Origin of the sequence: Yersinia similis (genome assembly GCF_001053095.1) — a bacterium.
Classification (GTDB): Bacteria; Pseudomonadota; Gammaproteobacteria; order Enterobacterales; family Enterobacteriaceae; genus Yersinia; species Yersinia similis.
This window is the reverse complement of record NZ_CGBP01000019.1, coordinates 34,826-58,382: the sequence shown is the minus strand read 5'-3', so window position 1 is coordinate 58,382 and position 23,557 is coordinate 34,826. Positions and strand designations below refer to the sequence as shown.

Here is a 23,557-nt window from a genome sequence, read left to right as displayed (position 1 = left end):
TGGTGCCTTGATAGCACGTATACCAAATAGGGTGTTGAGTGATGGGGTATATGAGACCGGATGCTATCACGGCCGCCATAAAACGATCACTACCTCCATAGGAGGTGGTTTAACGCTGGCAAAAAAAAAAAAACAAAAAGGCGCCCAAGGCGCCTTTTTATCTGACGGGCGATAATTACTTCTTCGCACCCGGCACGCTGAAACGTTTGTTAAAGCGGTCAACACGGCCACCAGAAGCAACATCACGCTGCTTGCCAGTGTAGAACGGGTGGCATTCGCCGCACACGTCCAGGTTCAGATCATGACCAACAGTAGAGTTGATCTTGATAACGTTACCGCAAGAGCAAGAAGCAGTAACTTGTTCGTATTTAGGGTGGATACCTTGTTTCATGGAAACCTCTATATTAGGCCGTGTCGCTATCCAGCCCTGTTCCGCTAGACACCACACGATTGACAAATAACAATCGCTGATAAAATAAGCAACGCTTGTTAACAGGATTTGATATCAAATTATATCAAAGGCGGCGAATCATACAGAATTTGACTAAACCGCGCAATCGAATCCGCACATTGTGAAGCATGCGGTGTAAACTGTTCAATCTTTTTTTATTCAGGCCAATCTCTTTATTTAGGATGACATCACATGTCAGTTGTTCAAGTGGCATTACCCGTACCACTGGCCCGTACCTTCGATTACCGCTTAGACAGTGCCATGGCCTGCCCTGTCGTAGGGGCCCGCGTCAGTGTGCCATTTGGTAAACGCAAAGCTATTGGTATCGTCGTGGGTATCAGTGATACCAGCACCTTTCCGCTTGAACAACTCAAAACCATTGATGCCATTTTAGATAATCACAGCTTATTTCCCCCTAGCCTGTGGCGTATTCTCTGCTGGGCAACCGAGTATTACCATTATCCGATAGGCGAAGTGCTGTTTCATGCACTACCAATTTTGTTACGTCAGGGGAGATCCGCCCAGTCAGCACCGTTATGGCAATGGTTTGTCACCGAGCAAGGCCGCGCTACACCGCCAGAAAGCTTAAAACGCGCGCCCAAGCAGCAGCAAGCGCTTGCTGCATTGTTGCAGAAACCAGTTTATCGCCATCAGATTAATGAAATGGCATTAACTGAAAGTGCATTACAGGCATTACGCAGTAAAGGGTTGATTGATCTGTGTGCGCAGGAAGCCGCAACCACCGACTGGCGTCACGGCTTTTCAGTTCTGGGGGAACGCCTACGGCTTAATACTGAACAGGCAACCGCCGTCGGGGCTATTCGTAGCGAAGATAACCAATTTGCCGCTTGGTTGCTGGCGGGTGTTACGGGTTCAGGTAAAACCGAAGTTTACCTGAGCGTACTGGAAAATATTCTGGCACAGGGCCGTCAGGCCCTAATTCTGGTGCCTGAAATTGGCCTGACCCCACAGACCATCGCCCGTTTTCGTGAACGGTTTAATGCACCGGTTGAGGTTCTCCATTCAGGCTTGAACGACAGTGAGCGCTTATCCGTCTGGTTGCGAGCACGTAGTGGTGAGACGGCGATTGTGATTGGGACCCGCTCGGCCTTATTTACGCCGTTTTCACGCCTTGGCGTCATCATTATTGATGAAGAACATGACAGCTCTTATAAACAGCAGGAAGGTTGGCGTTATCATGCCAGGGATTTAGCAGTATTTCGCGCCCGCGAAGAGAGTATTCCGATCGTCATGGGCACGGCAACTCCCGCGCTTGAGACTCTGCATAACGTACAAGTGGGTAAATACCGCCAGCTAACCCTGACCAAACGCGCAGGGAGTGCCAAACCTGCGGCACAACATTTGCTGGATCTAAAAGGCCTGCCATTGAAAGTCGGCCTCTCTCAACCACTGCTGAAACGGATAAAAACGCACCTGCAAGCGGGTAATCAGGTGATTTTATTCCTCAACCGCCGTGGCTATGCACCTGCCCTGTTGTGTCACGAATGTGGCTGGATTGCCGAATGTCAGCGCTGCGACCACTATTACACACTGCATCAAAACCACCGTCAGTTACGCTGCCACCACTGTGACAGCCAACGGCCTGTGCCTCAGCAATGTCCAAAATGCGGCTCTACCCATCTGGTCTCCGTTGGCGTAGGGACAGAACAGTTGGAAAATGAACTGGCACCGCTATTTCCAGAAACACCAATAACCCGCATTGACCGCGATACAACCAGCCGTAAAGGCTCGCTGGAGCAACATCTGGCGGATGTTCACCAAGGTGGCGCACGCATTTTGATTGGTACACAAATGTTAGCCAAAGGGCACCACTTCCCCGATGTCACCTTGGTGGCGCTACTGGATGTTGATGGCGCTCTGTTTTCAGCGGATTTCCGCTCAGCCGAGCGCTTTGCCCAGCTTTATACGCAGGTCTCAGGCCGGGCGGGCCGGGCGGGTAAACAAGGGGAAGTGATTTTACAAACTCACCACCCCGAGCATCCCCTGCTGCAAATTCTGTTACAGCAGGGCTACGATGCGTTTGCCAAGCAAGCGCTAGAAGAGCGTAAAAGCGTATTTTTACCGCCTTATACCAGCCATATTATCGTGCGCAGTGAAGACCACGATAACCAACAATCAACCCTCTTCCTGCAACAATTACGTAATTTGCTGGAGGCCAGCCCCCTCAAAGATGATGCGTTATGGATTATGGGGCCAGTTCCGGCGTTACAAGCCAAACGGGGAGGACGCTTCCGCTGGCAGTTATTGCTACAACATCCCTCACGGCAATTGCTGCAACGGCTGATTAAAACCTCTCAGCCATTAATCAGTACCCTACCTCAGGCGCGCAAAGTGAAATGGACAATAGATGTCGACCCTATCGATAGTTGATATTTATACCCAAAATCATTAAACGCGGTAGATGAACAGCGAATAAATCCCGATGAACTGACGCGAAAGTGATTCAGGTGAGGGGATATGGCGAATCCCTTGCAGCTTCAAGAAAAAGGGGATAGTCAGATCTTTTATTGTCTGATCGGCCCCTCGAAGCAATCGTTTACCCTGCTTTCTGCGAGCCAGTTCGAAAAAACCTACTTACGTCACATTTTTTATGCAAATTAGGTAACAAATTACCCCCACTATCTGTATAGAATGACGGCAAGTCAGCATTTAACCGAAACAACACGGCCATAAAAGTCTATGAGCGCGCTTACTGGCTCGGAGCTAGAGTAAGGAGAAGGGCGTTGGAAAATAAGAAAGAATTCACGATGACCACGATGAAAGATGTTGCTGAAATGGCAGGTGTATCAACAGCAACCGTGTCACGCGCTTTGATGAACCCTGAAAAGGTTTCAACCGTGACCCGACAAAAAGTGGAACAGGCCGTTTTGGCTGTTGGTTATTCTCCTCATGCTTTGTCCCGTAATATTAAGCGTAATGAATCACGTACGATTCTGGTGATCGTACCCGATATCAGTGACCCATTTTTTGCCGACGTCATTCAGGGCATTGAGTACGCAGCCGCTCAACAAGGCTATCTGATATTAATTGGTGATTGCGCACAACAAACCCAGCAAGAGCGCACATTTGTTAATCTGATTATCACCAAACAGATCGATGGCATGCTGCTGTTAGGCTCTAATCTGCCGTTTGATGCCAGTAAAGAAGAGCAACGAAATTTACCCCCGATGGTCATGGCGAATGAATTTGCTCCTGAGTTGGAGTTACCGACCGTACATATCGATAACCTGACCGCCGCTTATGAAGCCGTTAACTATTTGCATGAGTTGGGCCATAAACGCATTGCGTGTATCGCCGGACCAGAAAGCCTGCCGCTGAGCCATTATCGGTTACAAGGTTATATTCAGGCACTGCGTCGTAATGGTATTGCTGTCGATAATGACTATATTATACGCGGGGATTTCAGCTACGAAGCGGGTGCCCAAACCTTTGCGGCCCTTATGGCGCTGCCCCATCCCCCCACTGCGATATTTTCTCACAATGATGTCATGGCCGTAGGGGCTATCTGGCAGGCGAAGCAATTAGGGTTACGCATCCCGCAGGATGTCTCGCTGGTTGGCTTTGACGATCTGAAACTGTCACAGTTTTGTGACCCCCCGTTGACTACCGTCGCACAACCCCGTTACCAGATTGGCCAACAAGCCATGTTACTATTACTGGAGCAACTGCAAGGGCATTCAGTACAAAGTGGCTCCCGCTTGTTAGATACCGAATTAATCATCAGGGAAAGTACTGCTGCGCCTAAACACTAGGCAAATATTCAAGGGTTCAGTAACATGACGGACTTACTCCATCATTACGACGCAGCGAAACGATTGTGGCACAAAGAGATTATGTAAGCCGAGGGCGCTCAGGAGCGCGGCGCAAAAGCACCAGCCGGAAAAAACGCAGTGCTCCAATAGTATCTAAAACCGTGATGGCACTGGCTGTCGCGCTATTAGTGGTGTTTGTTGGTGGCCTCTATTTTATCACTCATAACAAACCGGGTGAGCTTCCGCTATTACCAAATCATGACCCGCGTACCGGGAATGGGCTACCACCAAAACCGGAAGAACGCTGGCGTTATATTAAAGAATTGGAAAATCGTCAGATTGGCGTACCCATGCCAACAGAGCCTTCTGCTGGTGGTGACGTGAATTCCAAAACACAGCTGACCAATGAGCAACGTCAGTTACTGGAGCAGATGCAGGCAGATATGCGTCAACAACCGACGCAACTTTCAGAGGTTCCCTATAACCAAGGTATGCAGCAGGTTCCACGCTCAGCGGTAACCATCAAACCACCGGCCACCAATGTGCAACCGCAACCGGTAACACCGCCGCGTCAAACCACTGCCCCTGCACAACCTCAAGTACCAGCCCCCGTGCGTACACAACCTGCCGCGCCGGTGACTCAGGCCGTTACACCGCCTAAAGTGGAAAAAGAGAAAGAAAAAGCACAACGCTGGATGGTGCAATGTGGCTCATTCAAAGCCGCTGATCAGGCAGAATCTATCCGCGCCCAATTGGCATTTGAGGGTATCGAAAGCCGTATTACCTCGGGCGGTGGCTGGAATCGCGTGGTGCTTGGCCCTTACAATAGTAAGGCTGCCGCAGATAAAGCCTTACAGCGTTTGCAAGGTGCAGGTCAATCAGGATGCATTCCCCTCTCTGTTGGGGGTTGAAAAGCCTTAATCCTCCCCCATTTATAATCTCAATATACCCCGTACTGTTTTTTAACAGGCAGTACGGGGACTCATTCAGTCTGCAACGAGGGTCCGCTCGTGACAACAATTGTAAGTGTACGCCGTGATGGTCATGTCGTTATTGGTGGCGATGGCCAAGTCACTTTGGGCAATACCGTGATGAAAGGTAATGCCAAAAAAGTCCGCCGTCTTTATAACAACAAGGTTATTGCTGGTTTTGCGGGTGGTACTGCTGATGCCTTTACTCTGTTCGAGTTATTTGAGCGCAAGCTGGAAATGCATCAAGGGCACCTGACGAAAGCCGCTGTTGAGCTAGCCAAAGACTGGCGTACCGACCGCATGCTGCGCAAGCTTGAAGCGTTACTGGCTGTTGCCGATGAAACCGCTTCGCTGATCATTACTGGTAACGGTGATGTGGTTCAACCTGAAGATGATCTGATTGCCATTGGCTCCGGTGGGCCTTATGCCCAATCAGCAGCACGTGCGTTGTTAGAAAATACTGAATTAGGTGCGCGAGATATCGTTGAGAAATCACTGAGCATTGCGGGGGATATTTGTATCTATACCAACCGCTTCCAAACCATTGAAGAATTAACGTACTAAACGTACTACATGATTAATGTACAGTGCATAATTAACGTACAGAGCGTAAGGATAGAATGATATGTCTGAAATGACCCCACGCGAAATAGTTAGCGAACTTGATAGCCACATCATCGGCCAAGATAAAGCCAAGCGTGCGGTGGCTATCGCCCTGCGTAACCGCTGGCGCCGTATGCAGCTTAACGAAGAGCTGCGCCACGAAGTGACACCTAAAAATATTCTGATGATCGGGCCAACCGGTGTGGGTAAAACTGAAATTGCCCGCCGTCTGGCTAAATTGGCTAATGCACCGTTCATCAAAGTTGAAGCCACTAAATTCACCGAAGTGGGTTATGTTGGTAAAGAAGTAGACTCTATCATCCGCGATCTAACCGATGCGGCTGTAAAAATGGTTCGCCATCAGTCTATCGAGAAGATGCGCTATCGGGCGGAAGAATTGGCCGAAGAACGCATTTTGGATGTGCTCATCCCACCCGCCAAAAATAACTGGGGCGTACCGGATGAATCACAGGAGCCTTCTGCCACCCGTCAAACTTTCCGTAAGAAGCTGCGTGAAGGCCAATTGGATGATAAAGAGATTGAAATAGATCTGGCTGCGGCCCCGATGGGGGTTGAAATCATGGCACCTCCTGGCATGGAAGAGATGACGAATCAGTTACAATCCATGTTCCAGAATATCGCTGGCCAGAAACAGAAACCGCGCAAAATCAAAATCAAAGAAGCACTCAAGCTACTGATTGAAGAAGAAGCGGCAAAACTGGTTAATCCAGAAGAGCTGAAACAGCAAGCGATTGATGCGGTTGAACAACACGGTATCGTGTTTATTGATGAGATCGATAAAATCTGTAAACGTGGCCAGACTTCCGGCCCAGATGTTTCCCGTGAAGGGGTGCAGCGTGACTTACTGCCGCTGGTTGAAGGTTGTACCGTCTCAACCAAGCACGGCATGGTGAAGACTGACCATATTCTGTTTATTGCATCCGGCGCGTTCCAGGTTTCCAGTCCATCAGACTTGATCCCGGAATTGCAAGGCCGTTTGCCAATCCGCGTAGAGTTACAAGCGCTGACAACAGATGATTTTGAACGCATCTTGACCGAGCCAAGTGCTTCATTAACCGAACAGTATAAAGCGCTGATGGCGACCGAAGGCGTGACCATCGAGTTTACTCGCGAAGGTATCCGTAAAATTGCTGAAGCGGCATGGCAGGTGAACGAACGTACCGAAAATATTGGTGCCCGTCGTTTACACACGGTGTTAGAGCGTCTGATGGAAGATATTTCCTATGACGCCAGCGAAAGCAGCGGTCAATCTATCACTATTGACGCGGAATACGTCGGTAAGCACTTAGATGAGCTGGTTGCGGATGAAGATCTGAGTCGTTTTATCCTATAATTCGCTTTATCAGCCTAGGCTGGATAAAATCATCCATATGGAATATCCCGAGTGGGAGGCATCGCCTCCCACTCTTGTTTTTATCGTATTATGATTCTGATCGCATTATGATTTTGATAACGTCATAATTTTTTGACATGATGATTTTACTAACATTATTTCCATTTGGCATGATCCCGTTTTCTTACACGCCGATATTAAGGCGGACCAGACCCCTATTGAATGAAGCGAAAAATGAGCCTATCAATCAACACCAGCCAAACCCAGGCTTGGCTGGAAAGCCTACGACCACGCACCCTACCATTGGCGTTCGCCTCTATCGTTACCGGTTCAGCCTTGGCTGTCTGGCTCGATAGTTTTAAACCGGCCGTGGCACTATTAGCCCTATTAACTGCCGGCCTGCTGCAAATCCTGTCCAATCTGGCTAACGACTATGGCGATGCTGCGAAAGGCAGCGATACCGAAGAACGTATTGGGCCATTACGCGGTATGCAAAAAGGGATGATTAGCCACCAGCAAATGAAAGTGGCGCTAATTATCACCGTGATCTTAACAATCATTTCAGGTATCGCCCTCATTGCCGTCGCCTGTGAAAAGCCCAGCGATATTCTTGGGTTTTTACTGCTTGGTTTGATGGCGATTGTTGCCGCCATTACTTACACCGTGGGGAGCAAACCCTATGGTTATATGGGATTGGGTGATATTTCGGTATTGGTATTCTTCGGTTGGCTAAGCGTCGCTGGGACCTATTATCTTCAAGCTGGCCACTTTGATAGCATCGTCATGCTGCCCGCCACGGCCTGTGGCTTACTGGCCACGGCGGTATTAAATATTAATAACTTACGCGATATCGAAAATGATAAAGCGAATGGCAAAAATACGCTGGCAGTCCGTCTAGGGCCTGCCGTAGCACGCTATTATCATGCGCTGTTAATCGGTGTCGCCATCTTCTGCCTGGCACTCTTCAGCATTCTGCATCTGCACAGTTGGCATGGTTGGATCTTTTTGTTGGCGATCCCATTACTGAGAAAACATGCGCTGCTTGTTTTGCGGGACCCTACCGCAACGGGTATGCGTCCCATGCTTGAGCAGATGGTGAAAGCTGCCTTACTGACCAATATCCTATTTGCTGTGGGCCTGGTATTCAGTTAATACGGCTCGTTTATCTAAAAAGGTCTCCAAGCCATTAGCGGCTCAAGGTAACTTGAATAAATTTAACAATTGATGATTTTGCCAACAGCAGCCAGAAAAGGATATACTCAATCTCCCAGCCGCAACCAGACGTTAATCCTATGAAATATGATACTTCCGATCTCTGTGACATCTATCATGAAGAGGTAAATGTGGTAGAACCACTGTTCTCCAATTTTGGTGGACGCACTTCATTTGGTGGCAAGATTACTACCGTAAAATGTTTCGAAGATAACGGCTTGTTGTTTGACCTGCTTGAAGAGAATGGTCTTGGTCGTGTCTTGGTCATTGATGGCGGTGGTTCAGTGCGCCGTGCACTAATCAATGCTGAGCTAGCCGAATTAGCATTGAAAAACGAGTGGGAAGGCATTGTTGTTTACGGTGCCGTGCGTCAGGTCGATGACTTGGCGGAGTTAGACATTGGCATTCAGGCAATGGCCGCGATACCCGTTGGGGCTGCTGATGAGGGTGTAGGTGAGAGCGATATCCGTGTTAATTTTGGCGGTGTAACGTTCTTCTCAGGTGACCATCTTTATGCCGATAACACCGGTATTATCTTATCGGAAGATCCCTTGGATATTGAATAACATACCCTAAATAATATCCATCTGACGGGGATAAGTGTACAGATAGGAGAAGGTTCCCCTCCTTCTCCTATCCACTGTGATTGCGATCCTGGCGTAATATTGTCCCCCCACACCGCAATACACACACGTAAGTTTACCCAAATTATTTAGCAGTCCCGAAAATTTTAGCGGTGTATTTCTTCTCCTGTTTTTCCTTCGTGCGAGGGAAATAACGATCGGTATAACACTGTTTTGCATGAGAATCACAATATACACCGTTGCTCAATGTATATTCCCAGAGATGAATATCGCCACTTCCTCCGGTCTCTTTAGACAATTTCTCTTCTGCATCGCTACCAAGATATTCTTTCGTCCATCCCATGGATATACCTTGATTATCTACGCAAAAATTTGATTTCTTATCACACACCACACCTTCCGACGGTTCAAATATCGTTGCAGCAAATGTTGATGTTGACACACCCAATAATGCGGTTAAAAAAAGTACTTTTTTCATTATGTTATCCTCATGAGTAAAATTTTTATCTCTCTGGAGTTACCCCCCTGTCACTCATTGCACCTCATTGGTTACTGGGCCTACTGGAGCCTGACTGAAGAATTCAGTGTCACCAGATGCCGCACACATCTGTCGGCCGAAAGGTAAACGCAATGTCCCCCCTAGCAAGGTCACCACCACTTTCTCAGGTGTTACACAGTTATTCCCATCGAACACGTCACCGGCCACCCAACGCAATTGCACCGCGACTTCAGCTCCCGCCGCGACCGTGACAGGTGAGAGTATCGGCTCCTGCCGCATCCCACGCGGTACTCTGCGAAAGACGGCCAACTGCTGGCCACCTGCGCCTTCGAAACTAACCACTGGCATCGCATTAACCTGACAGGATCGAGCGCTAATGTTACGTAATATCAGCAAAGTACCGCTTTGTGATGCTCCTTCGAATAGCCCCTCTTTATCATCAAAACGGGCATTAAGGTGGGCTACATGACAGACAATATCATTGTCCGGCACAGTCCGTGCTGACGTTACCTGTTCTGAGATCGCCCACGCCGATGCCGATAGCGTCATGGCAACGCTCAGCGCCACTCCAGCGGTAGTTGTACTACGGAGAAAACAGCAGCCTCTCTGCATCAAAAAACCTCATCAAGATGTGAATGAATTAAGTTAAGAAATAGATAATCATTGTGGGTATCGGGCCGTGAAAATAATAAATCCACGATAATGCGTTCATACCCGCCACCACCGTGCCATTACCCATTTAACGCGCTTTTCGGGGTTGTTTGCTAACCCATAAAGGAAGATGTTCACCTGAAATTTTTCATGATTTTAAATCACCTAATCCTCGTACTTTATTTATATAGATACCAGCACTAAAAAATAAAAGAAGGGAGAAAATTGAGGGTTCTAAGTAGGACACTGATTTTTTTTAAACTAAAGTCATCGACGATAGAAAATAAATTTCTAATCACAAAAAAATCATGTTGGTAGTGGAAAGATAATGTGACAACTTCTAACTCAGAAAACTTACTGTAGTAACACAGCATATATCCATATTATGGTGAAGCGTATTAAAAGAGAATCAGTCTTTATCGATTTAAATAGGATAAGTCTGTATTTTAATCTTCGCCTTGTTACTTCCCCCATCATCTAAAATAGGAAAAATCTGTTTTTTTTATTTTTGCTTTTTCTTTTAAACCCCCCTACAAACATTACTACTTAATAGTGCGTACTTTCTATATCCATTTCAATTAATATGCCAGCGCTTTCGCGCTGGCATATTTACTTATTACTGCTGTGGTGCTGACAAACCAAAGAACTGTTTAACTCCGGAAATACCTGCATCAAAAGCAGAACCAATGCTTTCGCCGATTTTACCGATTGTTGCGCTAGCATTTGGCTTAATACCAAAGATAGATGCACCAGCGTCAATCAGAGCACCAAAGCCAGAACCCAGCACTTTACCTGCATCAGAAACAATACCCGCGCCCGAAACTTCCATCACTTCCGTTTGTGTAAGTTCTTTCACAGAAAGACTCCTATATAGATAAAATTAAGTTAGTTCTTCATGGTGAGCATAAAAGCGCTCAACGAAAATGTAATAGCAAAATAATAAAAAATCAAACTGCAATTCGTAAATAATTAAATATACCAAAATAGAGTTACGTGAAAATGATTCAATTAAACATTCTATTTTTTGTGATATGTTGATTTGAAATGATGGGTATAACGGAGCGAGGAATGAGCAGTAATCAGATATTCCGCCGGGACGCGGTAGAGTATATTAGAACAAAATGGCTGGGGAAGGCGCTGTTAACTTCGGGTTATTCCACAACGTTCATAGCTGCTTTATGTACTATTTTTTTGGTGTTATTAATTACTCTTATCATTTATGGAACATACACCCGTAGAATAAACGTTAATGGTGAGGTTATTTCTCAACCACATCCCATAAACATTTTTTCTCCCCAACAAGGATTCATTACCAAAAAATGGGTAGAAGTGGGTGATATTGTCCGTAAAGGTCAGCACTTATATCAAATTGATGTCAGTCGAACGACGTTTTCAGGTAATGTTAGCCTTAACTCTTTAGAGGCGATAAATAACCAAATTTCTCAAATTGATAGCATCATCAATAATACACAGAAAAATAAAGAACTTACGCTACTTAATTTAAGTCAGCAACTCGCACAATATCAAAAGGCACATAAAAAATCCCAAGAGCTGGTCGATAACGCTGGCAAAGGAATGGATGATATGCGGCGTACAATGGCCAGTTATGGTACTTACCAACGTCAGGGACTGATTACTAAAGATCAATTAACCAATCAGCGTTCCCTCTTTTATCAACAACAAAATGCCTTTCAAAGCCTGAATACACAGCTGATACAAGAAAGTTTACAGATAGCGAAACTTGAAAGTGAAATCTCTACGCGAGCATCAGATTTCGATAATGATATCTCTCAGTATTTATTTCAAAAAAGTGATTTAAAGCGTCAATTGGCTGAAGTTGATGCAAGTGGCATGTTACTCATTAATTCACCAAGCGATGGCAAGATTGAAAATATGAGTGTGACCCAAGGGCAGATGGTTAATGCAAATGACAGTTTGGTTCAACTGACACCTTCCGATAACCCCTATTATTGTCTTGTACTTTGGGTGCCAAACAATAGCGTACCTTATATAAATACGGGAGACAGAGTCAATATACGCTATGACGCTTTCCCCTTTGAAAAGTTTGGCCAATTTCCTGGACGTATAATCTCTATCTCTAATGTCCCCGTTTCACAACAAGAAATAGCCTCATACAACATTGCACCGCGGCTCCCAAACGGTGGACTCATTGAGCCTTACTATAAAGTCATCGTGGCACTAGACGATATTCATTTTCGTTATCAGTCTAAACCTTTAATGCTATCCAATGGCCTTAAAGCTAATGTCACGTTATTCCTTGAAAAAAGGCCTCTTTATCAATGGATGCTATCTCCATTTTATGACATCAAGAAAAGTGTAACGGGGCCTGTAAATGAATGATACGCATTTTAACGAGATAAAAAATCGCCTGAATTTTAGCTTTCGTCGTAAAGTCCCACAGGTGCTTCAAACCGAATCAGCAGAATGTGGACTTGCCTGTCTGGTAATGGCATGCCGCTACCATGGGATGGATATAGACTTATTTAATTTACGCCAACGTTTTGGTATTTCTTCTCATGGCGCAACATTAGCTCTGTTAATAAATATATCAGCACAACTTAAGTTTAAAACCCGCGCTTTATCACTGGATTTAGATGAGTTACGCCAATTAAAAACGCCCTGTATATTGCATTGGGATATGAGCCATTTTGTTGTCCTTGTTGCAGTGAAGGGCACCCGGTTTATTATTCACGACCCGGCATTTGGCCGGCGTACCGTCAGTCTAAGTGAGATGTCACAGCATTTTACCGGTGTCGCACTGGAATTATGGCCTGACAGTGAATTTACCCGCCAAAAAAGCCGTACCCGTTTGAGCCTATTATCACTGATGCGTAATATCAGTGGTTTACCTGGCTTTCTGACAAAAATATTTTGCTTATCGTTAATGGTCGAGGCCATTAACCTACTGCTACCGGTAGGAACTCAGTTGGTAATGGACCATGTGATCATTGCCGAGGACCATGACCTATTGGCATTGATTTGTATCGGCCTGCTTTTCTTTATTCTATTCCGCACGTTTTTAAGTATGTTGCGATCTTGGACATCGCTGGTCATGGGGTCTTTAGTTGATGTGCAATGGAAGGCGGGTTTATTTGACCATCTACTCAAATTACCTTTAGCCTATTTTGAAAAACGTAAACTGGGTGATATTCAGTCACGGTTCGGCTCCCTAGATATCATACGTTCAACATTAACCAACAATGTGGTCAACGGCATCATTGACGGTCTAATGTCTATTGGCGTGTTTATCATGATGTTTTTGTATGGTGGCTGGCTGGTTTGGGTGGTACTTGGTTTTACCGCAATGTACATGATCCTGCGCCTCGCCACTTATAATCAATACCGCCAGGCTTCCGAAGAGCAAATCGTAAAAAATGCCAAAGCTAGCTCTCATTTTATGGAAACACTTTATGGCATCAGTACGCTTAAGGCCCTGGGGCTGGCATCAACGCGCTCACAATTTTGGCTCAATCTAAACATAGACACAACCAATGCCAATATTCGACTGACTAAGTTAGACATGTTTTTTGGCGGCGTAAACACACTGATCGGCACCATCGATCAAGTTGTCATCCTATGGCTAGGCGCGTCAATGGTGATTGATGGGCAAATGACATTAGGTATGTTTGTTGCCTTTAATGCTTATCGGGGACAATTTTCTGATCGTGCAACCAACCTAATTAATATGGTGCTGCAACTCCGTATGCTTGCTTTGCACAGTGAGCGTATTGCCGACATCGTTTTCACCGAAACCGAAAAAGAACAGGCCCCCAGACAACTACTTTCACCCAATCAACCTGCGGTCTTTGAGGCCCGAAACATTGCTTTTCAATATGACAATCTGTCAAAACCTATTTTTTCAGATTTGAACATTCACGTTGAAGCGGGAGAGAGTGTGGCCATTACTGGCCCATCGGGCATAGGAAAAACCACGTTGATGAAAGTGATAGCAGGGCTGTTGACACCTTCACAGGGGCATATTCTGATTGATGGGCTGGATATAACAATGGTCGGCCTGAATAATTATCGTGATTGCATTGCCTGCGTGCTCCAGGATGACAAGCTGTTCGCGGGTTCTATCGCTGATAACATTGCCAGCTTTGATGTCAACAAAGATGAGCAGCGTATTCTTTCCTGTGCTAATCATTGCAATATACATAAAGAAATTATGCATATGCCGATGGGTTATGAAACGTTGATTAGTGAGCTCGGGGGCAGTTTATCGGGCGGGCAGAAGCAACGTTTATTAATTGCCAGAGCGTTGTATCGTCAACCTAGTTTACTGTTTCTGGACGAGGCAACAAGTCATCTGGACTTAGCAAACGAAGCACATATCAATAATGCGATAGCTTCACTGAAGATCACCCGTATTTTTATCGCCCATCGTCCTTCAACGATAGCCAGTGCTCAACGTATTATTAATCTGGAAAAATAAACGTACCGTGAGGTTATTGATAAAGTGTCCGCGACGGAGATAACAAGCAGAGGAATTATTTAGGCGTGACGGGATTTTCAGCGTTGCACGACTGAGTGGGACACGAATAGGAAAAGATTGCCCCCAGCTCCACAAGCACCGGCGCACCACAGAAAAGGGCGATACTGATATCGCCTGAGGTTATTGACAAAGTGCCCGCGACGGAGAGAACTGAACCGCCCCGGGAATCTTGGAGACTAAACTCTTAGTGAAAGGAGATCCAAGATGACATCAAAATCAGCAAACCGTTATCCAGCCGAACTGCGTGAGCGCGCAGTAAGAATGCTTCTGGAGCAGCGTGGCCAATATAAATCTGAACACGCAGCTTTCAACTCCATCGCCCCTAAAATTGGGTGTAATCCCGACACACTAAAGGCCTGGGTCCGTCAGCATGAACGTGACTCCGGCTCCAAAGTCAGTGAGAACAGCCTGACAACCCCTGAACGCCAACGATTGAAAGAGTTGGAACGTGAGAACAGGGAATTGCGACGCAGCAACGATATTCTGCGTCAGGCGTCAGCCTATTTTGCGCAGGCGGAGCTCGACCGCTACTGGAAAAGATAATGCCGTTAATAGACAGCCTGAGTAACCAGCACGGGGTAGAGTCGGTATGCCAGGAGTTGGCTATCGCCCCGTCGACATTTTACTGGCACAAGCAGCGAAGCAAACATCCAGAAACGCGATGTGATCGTGATAAACGGGACAATGAGCTCTGTGTAGAAATACAGCGTGTTTACGAGGAGAACAAGCAGGTCTACGGCGTGCGGAAGGTCTGGCGCCAGTTAACACGAGAGAGTATCAAGGTGGCAAGGTGCACCGTAGAACGTCTCATGAAAACGTTAGGCTTAGAAGGGGTTACCCGTGGAAAAGGCGTGAAAACAACCCGTAGCGGCAAAGTGCGGTGCACAACAGACGTTCTGGTGAACCGTCAGTTCGTTGCAGAGCGGCCAAACCAGCTGTGGGTGGCCGATTTTACCTATGCCAGCACCTGGCAGGGCTTCGCTTATGTCGCGTTCATTATTGATGTGTTCGCGGGCGTTATTGTGGGGTGGCGGGTGTCATCAACAATGGAAACCTCGCTGGTTCTGGATGCACTGGAACAAGCGCTGTGGGCCAGAAGACCGGGCAGCGGCGTCATCCATCATAGTGATCGCGGATCTCAGTATGTGTCACTAGCCTACACGCAACGGCTGAAAGATGCGGAGGTAATGGCATCAGTGGGTAGCGTAGGCGACTCGTACGATAACGCGTTGGCAGAAAGTATCAACGGGTTATACAAAGCAGAGGTGATCCACCGTCAAAGCTGGAAGAACAGGCAGGATGTGGAGTTGGCCACCCTGGACTGGGTAGACTGGTTCAACAACCGCCGATTACTGGAGCGCATCGGCTATGTGCCTCCGGTTGAAGCAGAGCAAGCGTACTATGCTTCCCTGGTGAACAAGGATCTGGCGGCCTGAGTTCCCGGACTTAAAACTCTCCAAGAAAACCGGGGCGGTTCAGGCAGATCGTAAAGACGCCGTAAATACATCCATGTAGGCTCGAGCCGCGCCATCCTTGGCGCGGACTCTTTACTCCTCTGCCTATCCTCACCGTTCAAGATCAAGTCATCGGGGTTTGTCAGCAGTCTGGGCGATACTGATATCGCCCTTTACTTTATTTCCGCTGACTTAAGGTTATTTCCGCAGACTTAAGGCTAGCCTCGCTATGCTCAGCAACCCATCAAGTTCAACAAACAACCTTGCCAAAAGCGCGCTAGCGATTTCTAGTGGCAACGGAAGTCAATCGGAACTTAGACTTCTTCCATCTTACCCAACAGCGCTCGCAAACGATCCTGCCAGACATGTTGTTCTTGTTTCAGTTGCTCATTTTCGCGCACTAATGCCTCACGGCTACCAGCAGCATCCTGAACTTCCTGGGTCAGTGTGTTATTTTTTTCTTTCAGCTCTTCAATTTCCATCTGCAATAACGTGATGGTATCAATCGCCTGCTGAACTTTAACTTCCAATTTCTCAAATACTTCAAATGACATTCTTTGGTCCTCTTATGGTAGCAAGGCGTACATCTCTTGGGCGCAGTCATCATTACTTGCCAAAAACTCATCGTAACCACTGGCGGATGAAACTGCTGCGAATACTTACTGCGCTATACACTCATCTAACAACTACTCATCGAACAACGATGATAAGCGCGGTGTCCTAATACGCACCTTTACAAAGGTGATACTGCTTGATGAAAACGATAACTTGATAAAAACAATACGTTATAAAAATGGTTCTTTATAAAAACAGTGCTCGGTAAAAACAGTGCCCTGTAAAAACGGTACCCTATGAAACCGATTGTATGTAGCCAATCCCGCCCTGTCTAGCTCCATACCGGTGCAAACCACACTCTGTAGCAATTTCCTGCATGTGACTATCAGCAAAGACTGAAAAATATCTACGAGCGCCCCTTTAGCACGATACACGTTTTTAACATTTCCATAAAAAACCACTGGTCCGATCACACTTTCAAAGTCCCTTAACGCTCTAAAATTACGCGAAAACGCTCATTTCATGACGAATAACACATATTTTGATTTCGCTACTTCTCGTTTTCGCTCGTTAACGATAAATTCACATTACCCCCTTCACTGCTCGAAGGGCAAAAACAAGAAATACCCTATAAATCTCTGTCTGTAGGACATTATTATGAGCCAAACCGCTAGTTCTACCTTAAAAGGCCAATGTATTGCGGAGTTTCTCGGTACTGGGCTATTGATATTTTTTGGTGTAGGTTGTGTTGCTGCTTTGAAGTTGGCAGGGGCCAGTTTTGGGCAGTGGGAAATCAGTATCATTTGGGGCCTGGGTGTTGCTATGGCCATTTATTTGACGGCAGCCATTTCAGGCGCGCATCTTAATCCGGCCGTCACCATCGCATTGTGGCTATTTGCCTGTTTCGATCGCCGTAAAGTTCTGCCTTACATCGTGGCACAGGTTGCCGGCGCATTTTGTGCCGCGGCGTTAGTATACGGCCTGTATTACAACCTGTTCGTCGATTTTGAACAAACTCACCAGATGGTGCGTGGCAGCACCGAGAGCCTCCAACTGGCGGGTATCTTCTCTACTTACCCAAATCCACATATTTCTGTCGTTCAAGCTTTCTTGGTTGAAACAGTCATTACCGCCATTCTGATGTGTCTGATTCTGGCACTGACTGATGATGGTAACGGCATTCCACGCGGCCCGCTGGCCCCCCTACTGATCGGTATTCTGATCGCAGTTATTGGTGCTTCAATGGGGCCACTGACCGGGTTCGCATTGAACCCAGCACGTGATCTTGGTCCAAAAGCATTCTCTTATCTGGCAGGCTGGGGTGACATTGCCTTCACTGGTGGACGCGATATTCCTTATTTCCTGGTGCCGATCTTCGGGCCTATCGTAGGTGCTTTGTTGGGTGCATTTGGTTATCGGGCCTTGATTGGCCGCCACCTACCCTGTGATGTGTGTACCCCTGAGGATGAAGAATCCACAACGATAGCCACAGAACGTAAAGCATAAAAATAGATACTAAAATATACACAAGTCATTGGAGTCGCATATAGGCAGCAAACGCACAACAAATGGGTTATAAACCGTTTTGAACGTGGCTTGCAGATGCCAAGCAATCAGAGTAACTGTCCCCCTGCGGCTTCAAGTACGAAGGGTATAAATGGCAACTTAAAAGTAGGCTTATTATGACAACTGAAAATACTACTCAAAAAAAATACATTGTCGCACTTGATCAGGGAACAACCAGCTCCAGGGCGGTAGTACTGGATCACAATGCAAATATCGTGAGTGTTTCTCAGCGTGAATTCACTCAGATTTATCCAAAAGCTGGCTGGGTTGAGCATGACCCAATGGAGATCTGGGCGACCCAAAGCTCTACATTGATTGAAGTCCTAGCCAAAGCCGGTATCAACTCTGATGAAATCGCGGGTATCGGCATTACCAATCAGCGCGAAACCACCATTGTTTGGGATAAAGTAACCGGTAAGCCGGTGTATAACGCCATTGTCTGGCAATGCCGCCGTACTGCGGATATTTGCGAAAAATTAAAAAAAGAAGGGCTGGAAGAGTATATCCGCCACAACACCGGTTTGGTGGTAGACCCCTACTTCTCTGGCACAAAGGTAAAATGGATCCTCGATAACGTCGAGGGCGCACGCGAGCGCGCTGAACGCGGTGAGTTACTGTTTGGTACCGTAGATACCTGGCTGGTGTGGAATATGACGCAAGGCCGTGTGCACGTCACCGACTATACCAACGCATCACGGACCATGATGTTTAACATCCGTACCAAGGAGTGGGACGAACGCATGTTGAAAGCGCTGAATATTCCACGCGCCATGCTACCGGAAGTTCGCCCATCCTCCGAAATCTACGGCAAAACCAATATCGGTGGTAAAGGTGGTACTCGTATTCCAATCGCCGGGATTGCCGGTGACCAGCAAGCCGCTCTGTTTGGTCAACTTTGTGTACAGCCGGGTATGGCAAAAAATACCTACGGTACAGGTTGCTTCCTGTTGATGAACACCGGTGAAGAAGCGGTTCAGTCCACTCATGGCCTGCTAACCACCATTGCCTGTGGCCCACGTGGTGAAGTGAATTATGCACTGGAAGGAGCTGTATTTATTGGTGGTGCTTCCATTCAATGGCTACGTGATGAATTAAAGTTGATAGGCGATGCCACCGATTCTGAGTATTTCGCGACCAAAGTGAAAGACAGTAATGGCGTATATGTAGTACCTGCCTTCACCGGTCTGGGCGCCCCTTACTGGGACCCGTATGCCCGTGGTGCGATTTTCGGCCTGACCCGTGGTGTTAACAGCAACCACATTATCCGCGCAACACTCGAATCCATTGCTTATCAGACCCGTGATGTATTGGATGCAATGCAAGCTGACTCCGGCGCACGGCTGAAATCACTGCGCGTTGATGGCGGTGCAGTAGCCAATAACTTCCTGATGCAGTTCCAGGCCGATATTCTGGGTACCCGTGTTGAGCGCCCTGCTATTCGTGAAAGTACAGCATTGGGCGCTGCATTCTTGGCAGGTCTGGCGACCGGCTTCTGGAATGACCTCGATGAGGTGAAGAGTAAAGCAAGTATTGAACGCGAATTCCGTCCAGGGATTGAAACCACAGAGCGTGATATCCGTTACAAGGGCTGGAAAAAAGCAGTGGCCCGCGCCCGGGATTGGGAAGAGCACGACGAGTAAATAGCCCGCCGGTTTTAGCCAGTCTGTTTTAAACAGAACCGGTTTTAAACTGAGCCTGTTTAAACCACCCAACGCGCCATCGTCCCCCGATGGCGCGTTTTTAGTTGTGAAGAAATATGACCGACAGTCATGCGGGTAAAACGAGCACAGCTAACACCCTTGCGGCTTCAAGTTAGAAAGGTGATAGAATTCTTACCTATATTCAGTTCTTCTATTCCGCAATCAACAGGTCTAACCATGAAACGTGAATTAGCCATCGAGTTTTCCCGAGTGACTGAAGCTGCCGCATTGGCAGGTTATAAGTGGCTGGGTCGGGGCGATAAAAATGCGGCCGACGGTGCTGCGGTGCAGGCAATGCGCATTATGCTCAATCAAGTCAATATTGATGGGCGGATTGTTATTGGTGAAGGCGAGATCGACGAAGCCCCGATGCTGTTTATTGGCGAGCATGTCGGTACTGGCCAGGGTGATGCGGTAGATATCGCGGTTGACCCGATTGAAGGGACCCGAATGACGGCTATGGGCCAAGCCAATGCGCTGGCAGTACTGGCTGTCGGAGACCAAGGCACATTCTTACATGCACCTGATATGTATATGGAAAAACTGGTGGTTGGTCCGGCAGCAAAGGGGGCTATCAACCTTAATCTACCTTTGGAGCAGAACCTGTGCAATATCGCCACCGCACTCAATAAACCGCTGGCTGATTTGACCGTTATCACCTTAGCTAAACCGCGCCATGACGGCATCATCGCTGAAATGCAGCAACTGGGTGTAAAAGTGTTTGCTATTCCAGACGGTGACGTTGCTGCGTCAATTTTGACTTGCATGCCAGAAAGCGAAGTGGACGTGATGTACTGCATTGGCGGCGCACCTGAAGGGGTGATTTCTGCTGCGGTGATCCGCGCGCTAGATGGCGATATGCAAGGCCGCTTGTTACCGCGCCATCAAGTGAAGGGCGATAGCGAAGATAACCGCCGTATCGGTGAGCAAGAGCTATTACGTTGTAAATCAATGGGTATTGAAGCTGGAAACGTGCTGCAACTCGGTGATATGGCCCGTAATGATAATGTCATCTTCTCTGCCACTGGCATTACTAAAGGTGACCTGCTAGAAGGTATCTATCGCAAAGGGAATATGGCGACCACTGAAACACTGCTGATCCGGGGTAAATCACGTACTATCCGCCGCATTCGCTCGACCCATTTCCTGGATCGCAAAGACCCGGCATTGCACGAATTCTTACTATAAACCGGCTAGCAATCATTTTTATCCTGCACGGCGCTCGTAAAAGCGCCGTAAAGTTTACATCAGTTAGATGATTCGGATATAACTTCAAACAAGCATGTACATAAAACAAGTATGTAAATAACGGGAACCATAATTATGGCTGAATGGGTTAGTGGCAAAATTACTCACATCAAGCACTGGACTGACGCGCTGTTTAGTATCCAGGTCAATGCACCCGTGGATCCGTTTACCGCCGGTCAGTTTGCCAAACTGGCGTTGGATATTAATGGTGAGCGTGTACAGCGTGCCTACTCTTACGTGAATGCACCGAGTGACCATAATCTGGAGTTTTATCTGGTCACGGTACCGGAAGGAAAACTCAGCCCACGCCTGGATCAACTACCAGTGGGAGGGGAAGTGATGATCACCAAGCAAGCCGCAGGTTTTTTCGTACTGGAAGAAATTCCCGACTGCGATACCTTGTGGATGCTGGCAACTGGTACCGCCATTGGCCCTTATTTGTCGATTTTACAGGAAGGGCAAGATTTGGATCGTTTCAAACATTTGGTACTGGTACATGCCGCACGCTTTGCCCACGACCTCAGCTATTTGCCTCTGATGCAACAGCTTGAGCAACGCTATGACGGCAAGCTGCGTATCCAGACCGTCGTGAGCCGCGAAGAATCACCCGGCTCCTTAACTGGGCGGGTACCAGCACTGATTGCAAATGGTGCTTTGGAAGCGGCAGTTGGCCTAAAAATTGATGCAAAAGATAGCCATGTCATGTTGTGTGGTAACCCACAAATGGTACGTGATACCCAGCAATTACTGAAAGAACAGCGCGAAATGCGTAAACATCTGCGCCGTAAACCAGGGCATATGACCAGCGAGCAGTATTGGTGACAGACAGTATTGGTGGTGGGCGGTAGTACTAGCAGCGGACGATAAATTGCAGTAACAAACTGTTTTTAAACAGAAAAAACGTCACCGCGTGCTCAAACGCCTGGCCCTCGATGACACAATATCGAGCAGTGAGGAGCGGCAGAAGCGTAAAGCACCCGCGCCACAGTAGCGCGGTTCAAGCCGATAGGGGTGCTTATTTTACAATTACGCACTGCCTGCTCTCTGCCACGACGCCACGACTATTTGGTCATTAACCTCAATTGGGTTATTAGCTTCAATTTAGTTATTAACTTCAATTTAGTTATTAACCTAAAAATGTTACTTCGCTTTATCAGCGAAAAATTTCACTGGTACGGCTTCCGGGCCGAAACGGTTCTCACCTTCCGTCCCGAGAAAAGCACCGCAGTCGATAAACATCATGACAAAAATAAGAGTAGGGATAAATCGCCCAACCCCCCATTGCCAAACAGGTGTCAGCATCTGCCAATTGCCAGCCATCAGCATCCAGGCCAGCACCGCCAACAATGCCCACCAACCTGCTTTATTACGATCATGCAGCCGCTTGACGACGACGGCAGCCGTTGGCCACAGCAAGAAAACAAGCGCAAACGAGGCTGACTGAATCGGTAACCACTCCTTCCCCGCCAACGTAAAAATAATCAACATTGCCAGTAGCCACAGACCCATCCAGATCCAAAAATCTCGCCGTCCGATGCGGCCTTTAAATGAGAAACACCACTGCTGTATTGTCATTGATGAACAGATCCATTTACCCAACATAATTTCGGCAAAGTGTAACTCAAGGTCGCAACTAACCAATAATTTTTGCGGTGAATTTTGACAATGACTACTGATTACCGCTTTAATCTTCTCTATACACTTCTAACGGCGGCCTAAGTCATGAGAAAAGAAATCGCTTCAATGCGAATAATATTGTTGCTGCTCGCATTGTTATTAATAACATTTATGTTTATAACAACGATCAACCACGCTCATGCCGATCCTGCCAATGACAGTAACCAGCCAACGGTAGAGGCTCCGCCAATTGCGCCCTACCTGCTTTTCAACGCTCCAACGTTTGATTTGACCTTGGTTAAATTCCGCGAAAGCTATAATCGTGCCAATCCGACGCTACCAATCAACGAATTTCATGCCATCACGGTAAAAGAAGATTCACCGCCACTGACGCGAGCTGCCAGTAAAATTAATGAGAACCTTTATGCCTCAACGGCACTGGAGAAAGGTACTGGTAAGATTAAAACCTTACAAATTACCTATTTACCGATAAAAGGTAATGAAGAGAAAACCGCTAAACTGCTGGCAGTCAATTACATGGCCGCCCTGATGCGTCAATTTGAGCCGACATTGTCAGTAGAGCAAAGCCTCACCAACGTGCAAAAGCTGCTGGCAGCAGGCAAAGGCTCGCCTTTCTATGCCCATCCAATCGGCGCAATCCGCTATGTGGTGGCAGATAACGGAGAAAAAGGGCTTACCTTCGCAGTTGAACCGATTAAGCTGTCGCTATCTGAAGCATAATCCCACCGCAATTAATGACGAAAAGCAAAGCCATGACGACTAATCATCTCTATACTGTTGGA

The 23,557-nt window shown here is 47.1% G+C and carries 22 protein-coding genes and 1 other annotated feature; of the genes, 16 read left to right on the top strand and 6 right to left on the bottom strand.

Annotated features, from left to right (window positions below; all coding sequences use genetic code 11):
• Positions 1-175: 175 nt before the first annotated feature.
• Positions 176-391 (bottom strand): 50S ribosomal protein L31, encoded by a 216-nt coding sequence (gene rpmE, locus AC971_RS14350; protein WP_002216737.1) that lies wholly within the window; start codon positions 389-391, stop codon positions 176-178.
• A 252-nt stretch (positions 392-643) separates the two neighbouring features.
• Here rpmE and priA point away from each other — a divergent pair, with 252 nt between their 5' ends.
• The 8 genes from priA to rraA all read left to right on the top strand — a co-directional run bounded on the left by priA (position 644) and on the right by rraA (position 8,930).
• A complete protein-coding gene (gene priA, locus AC971_RS14345) occupies positions 644-2,842 on the top strand; it encodes a primosomal protein N' (protein WP_025382074.1) in 2,199 nt (732 codons plus the stop codon).
• Between the two features lie 87 nt (positions 2,843-2,929).
• Positions 2,930-3,073, top strand: a complete 144-nt coding sequence (locus AC971_RS25645; RefSeq protein WP_025382073.1) for a hypothetical protein — start codon at positions 2,930-2,932, stop codon at positions 3,071-3,073.
• Positions 3,074-3,195: 122 nt separating this feature from the next.
• The gene (gene cytR, locus AC971_RS14335) at positions 3,196-4,224 is read left to right on the top strand and encodes a DNA-binding transcriptional regulator CytR (protein WP_025382072.1); all 1,029 of its coding nucleotides are present in this window, start codon (positions 3,196-3,198) and stop codon (positions 4,222-4,224) included.
• Positions 4,225-4,289: 65 nt separating this feature from the next.
• Positions 4,290-5,135 carry a cell division protein FtsN gene (gene ftsN, locus AC971_RS14330; RefSeq protein ID WP_025382071.1) on the top strand — a complete coding sequence of 282 codons (846 nt, stop codon included), beginning with the start codon at positions 4,290-4,292 and terminating at the stop codon, positions 5,133-5,135.
• A gap of 99 nt (positions 5,136-5,234) precedes the next feature.
• Positions 5,235-5,759, top strand: coding sequence for an ATP-dependent protease subunit HslV (gene hslV, locus AC971_RS14325; RefSeq protein ID WP_002208942.1), 525 nt, complete (start codon positions 5,235-5,237; stop codon positions 5,757-5,759).
• Between the two features lie 61 nt (positions 5,760-5,820).
• Positions 5,821-7,152 carry an HslU--HslV peptidase ATPase subunit gene (gene hslU, locus AC971_RS14320; RefSeq protein WP_002208943.1) on the top strand — a complete coding sequence of 444 codons (1,332 nt, stop codon included), beginning with the start codon at positions 5,821-5,823 and terminating at the stop codon, positions 7,150-7,152.
• 234 nt (positions 7,153-7,386) lie between these two features.
• Positions 7,387-8,304, top strand: coding sequence for a 1,4-dihydroxy-2-naphthoate polyprenyltransferase (locus AC971_RS14315; protein ID WP_025382070.1), 918 nt, complete (start codon positions 7,387-7,389; stop codon positions 8,302-8,304).
• 140 nt (positions 8,305-8,444) lie between these two features.
• On the top strand, positions 8,445-8,930 hold the full coding sequence (gene rraA, locus AC971_RS14310; RefSeq protein ID WP_025382069.1) for a ribonuclease E activity regulator RraA: 486 nt from the start codon (positions 8,445-8,447) through the stop codon (positions 8,928-8,930).
• Positions 8,931-9,072: 142 nt separating this feature from the next.
• Here rraA and AC971_RS14305 read toward each other — a convergent pair whose 3' ends face one another.
• The 3 genes from AC971_RS14305 to AC971_RS14295 all read right to left on the bottom strand — a co-directional run bounded on the left by AC971_RS14305 (position 9,073) and on the right by AC971_RS14295 (position 10,954).
• Complete coding sequence (locus tag AC971_RS14305; protein WP_025382068.1) at positions 9,073-9,426, bottom strand: YcgJ family protein; 354 nt, start codon at positions 9,424-9,426, stop codon at positions 9,073-9,075.
• Between the two features lie 54 nt (positions 9,427-9,480).
• Positions 9,481-10,059, bottom strand: coding sequence for a DUF4232 domain-containing protein (locus tag AC971_RS14300; protein WP_025382067.1), 579 nt, complete (start codon positions 10,057-10,059; stop codon positions 9,481-9,483).
• Positions 10,060-10,714: 655 nt separating this feature from the next.
• The gene (locus AC971_RS14295) at positions 10,715-10,954 is read right to left on the bottom strand and encodes a hypothetical protein (protein WP_002215873.1); all 240 of its coding nucleotides are present in this window, start codon (positions 10,952-10,954) and stop codon (positions 10,715-10,717) included.
• 212 nt (positions 10,955-11,166) lie between these two features.
• Between AC971_RS14295 and AC971_RS14290 the strand changes: the two genes are divergently transcribed.
• From AC971_RS14290 to AC971_RS14275, 3 genes are all read left to right on the top strand, one after another.
• Positions 11,167-12,459, top strand: a complete 1,293-nt coding sequence (locus AC971_RS14290; protein ID WP_025382066.1) for an HlyD family secretion protein — start codon at positions 11,167-11,169, stop codon at positions 12,457-12,459.
• Positions 12,452-14,554, top strand: coding sequence for a peptidase domain-containing ABC transporter (locus AC971_RS14285; RefSeq protein ID WP_025382065.1), 2,103 nt, complete (start codon positions 12,452-12,454; stop codon positions 14,552-14,554). The genes AC971_RS14290 and AC971_RS14285 overlap by 8 nt, the downstream gene beginning before the upstream one ends.
• 264 nt (positions 14,555-14,818) lie before the next feature.
• Positions 14,819-16,050 (top strand): IS3 family transposase gene (locus AC971_RS14275; RefSeq protein WP_374700047.1). Its coding sequence is split into 2 segments (ribosomal slippage): positions 14,819-15,119 and positions 15,119-16,050, totalling 1,233 coding nucleotides; the frame shifts between segments, so codons are not numbered across the junction.
• Positions 15,112-15,228, top strand: a sequence feature (AL1L pseudoknot). (Overlaps the previous gene by 117 nt.)
• Before the next feature lie 332 nt (positions 16,051-16,382).
• Here the strand turns inward: AC971_RS14275 and zapB are convergent.
• Positions 16,383-16,622 (bottom strand): septal ring assembly protein ZapB, encoded by a 240-nt coding sequence (zapB, locus tag AC971_RS14270; protein WP_002208953.1) that lies wholly within the window; start codon positions 16,620-16,622, stop codon positions 16,383-16,385.
• 658 nt (positions 16,623-17,280) lie between these two features.
• Between zapB and AC971_RS14265 the strand changes: the two genes are divergently transcribed.
• From AC971_RS14265 to fpr, 4 genes are all read left to right on the top strand, one after another.
• Entirely contained in the window at positions 17,281-18,129 is an 849-nt protein-coding gene (locus AC971_RS14265) for an MIP/aquaporin family protein (RefSeq protein WP_025382062.1), read from the top strand.
• A gap of 176 nt (positions 18,130-18,305) precedes the next feature.
• The gene (gene glpK, locus AC971_RS14260) at positions 18,306-19,829 is read left to right on the top strand and encodes a glycerol kinase GlpK (protein WP_025382061.1); all 1,524 of its coding nucleotides are present in this window, start codon (positions 18,306-18,308) and stop codon (positions 19,827-19,829) included.
• A 237-nt stretch (positions 19,830-20,066) separates the two neighbouring features.
• On the top strand, positions 20,067-21,077 hold the full coding sequence (gene glpX, locus AC971_RS14255) for a class II fructose-bisphosphatase (RefSeq protein ID WP_025382060.1): 1,011 nt from the start codon (positions 20,067-20,069) through the stop codon (positions 21,075-21,077).
• A gap of 135 nt (positions 21,078-21,212) precedes the next feature.
• On the top strand, positions 21,213-21,959 hold the full coding sequence (gene fpr / locus AC971_RS14250; protein ID WP_025382059.1) for a ferredoxin--NADP(+) reductase: 747 nt from the start codon (positions 21,213-21,215) through the stop codon (positions 21,957-21,959).
• A gap of 318 nt (positions 21,960-22,277) precedes the next feature.
• On the opposite strand, the gene AC971_RS14245 is transcribed toward fpr, so the two are convergent.
• Positions 22,278-22,712, bottom strand: coding sequence for a DUF805 domain-containing protein (locus tag AC971_RS14245; protein ID WP_025382058.1), 435 nt, complete (start codon positions 22,710-22,712; stop codon positions 22,278-22,280).
• A gap of 168 nt (positions 22,713-22,880) precedes the next feature.
• Between AC971_RS14245 and AC971_RS14240 the strand changes: the two genes are divergently transcribed.
• Complete coding sequence (locus AC971_RS14240; RefSeq protein ID WP_025382057.1) at positions 22,881-23,495, top strand: DUF1454 family protein; 615 nt, start codon at positions 22,881-22,883, stop codon at positions 23,493-23,495.
• Positions 23,496-23,557 lie beyond the last annotated feature (62 nt).

Coding starts and splice junctions, on each gene's coding strand:
- AC971_RS14300 (WP_025382067.1), bottom strand. CDS start 10,059: ATGCAGAGAGGCTGCTGTTTTCTCCGTAGTACAACTACCGCTGGAGTG.
- priA (WP_025382074.1), top strand. CDS start 644: ATGTCAGTTGTTCAAGTGGCATTACCCGTACCACTGGCCCGTACCTTC.
- AC971_RS14305 (WP_025382068.1), bottom strand. CDS start 9,426: ATGAAAAAAGTACTTTTTTTAACCGCATTATTGGGTGTGTCAACATCA.
- AC971_RS14315 (WP_025382070.1), top strand. CDS start 7,387: ATGAGCCTATCAATCAACACCAGCCAAACCCAGGCTTGGCTGGAAAGC.
- AC971_RS14265 (WP_025382062.1), top strand. CDS start 17,281: ATGAGCCAAACCGCTAGTTCTACCTTAAAAGGCCAATGTATTGCGGAG.
- rpmE (WP_002216737.1), bottom strand. CDS start 391: ATGAAACAAGGTATCCACCCTAAATACGAACAAGTTACTGCTTCTTGC.
- AC971_RS14240 (WP_025382057.1), top strand. CDS start 22,881: ATGCGAATAATATTGTTGCTGCTCGCATTGTTATTAATAACATTTATG.
- fpr (WP_025382059.1), top strand. CDS start 21,213: ATGGCTGAATGGGTTAGTGGCAAAATTACTCACATCAAGCACTGGACT.
- rraA (WP_025382069.1), top strand. CDS start 8,445: ATGAAATATGATACTTCCGATCTCTGTGACATCTATCATGAAGAGGTA.
- hslU (WP_002208943.1), top strand. CDS start 5,821: ATGTCTGAAATGACCCCACGCGAAATAGTTAGCGAACTTGATAGCCAC.
- AC971_RS14245 (WP_025382058.1), bottom strand. CDS start 22,712: ATGACAATACAGCAGTGGTGTTTCTCATTTAAAGGCCGCATCGGACGG.
- AC971_RS14290 (WP_025382066.1), top strand. CDS start 11,167: ATGAGCAGTAATCAGATATTCCGCCGGGACGCGGTAGAGTATATTAGA.
- AC971_RS14285 (WP_025382065.1), top strand. CDS start 12,452: ATGAATGATACGCATTTTAACGAGATAAAAAATCGCCTGAATTTTAGC.
- zapB (WP_002208953.1), bottom strand. CDS start 16,622: ATGTCATTTGAAGTATTTGAGAAATTGGAAGTTAAAGTTCAGCAGGCG.
- glpX (WP_025382060.1), top strand. CDS start 20,067: ATGAAACGTGAATTAGCCATCGAGTTTTCCCGAGTGACTGAAGCTGCC.
- glpK (WP_025382061.1), top strand. CDS start 18,306: ATGACAACTGAAAATACTACTCAAAAAAAATACATTGTCGCACTTGAT.
- AC971_RS25645 (WP_025382073.1), top strand. CDS start 2,930: ATGGCGAATCCCTTGCAGCTTCAAGAAAAAGGGGATAGTCAGATCTTT.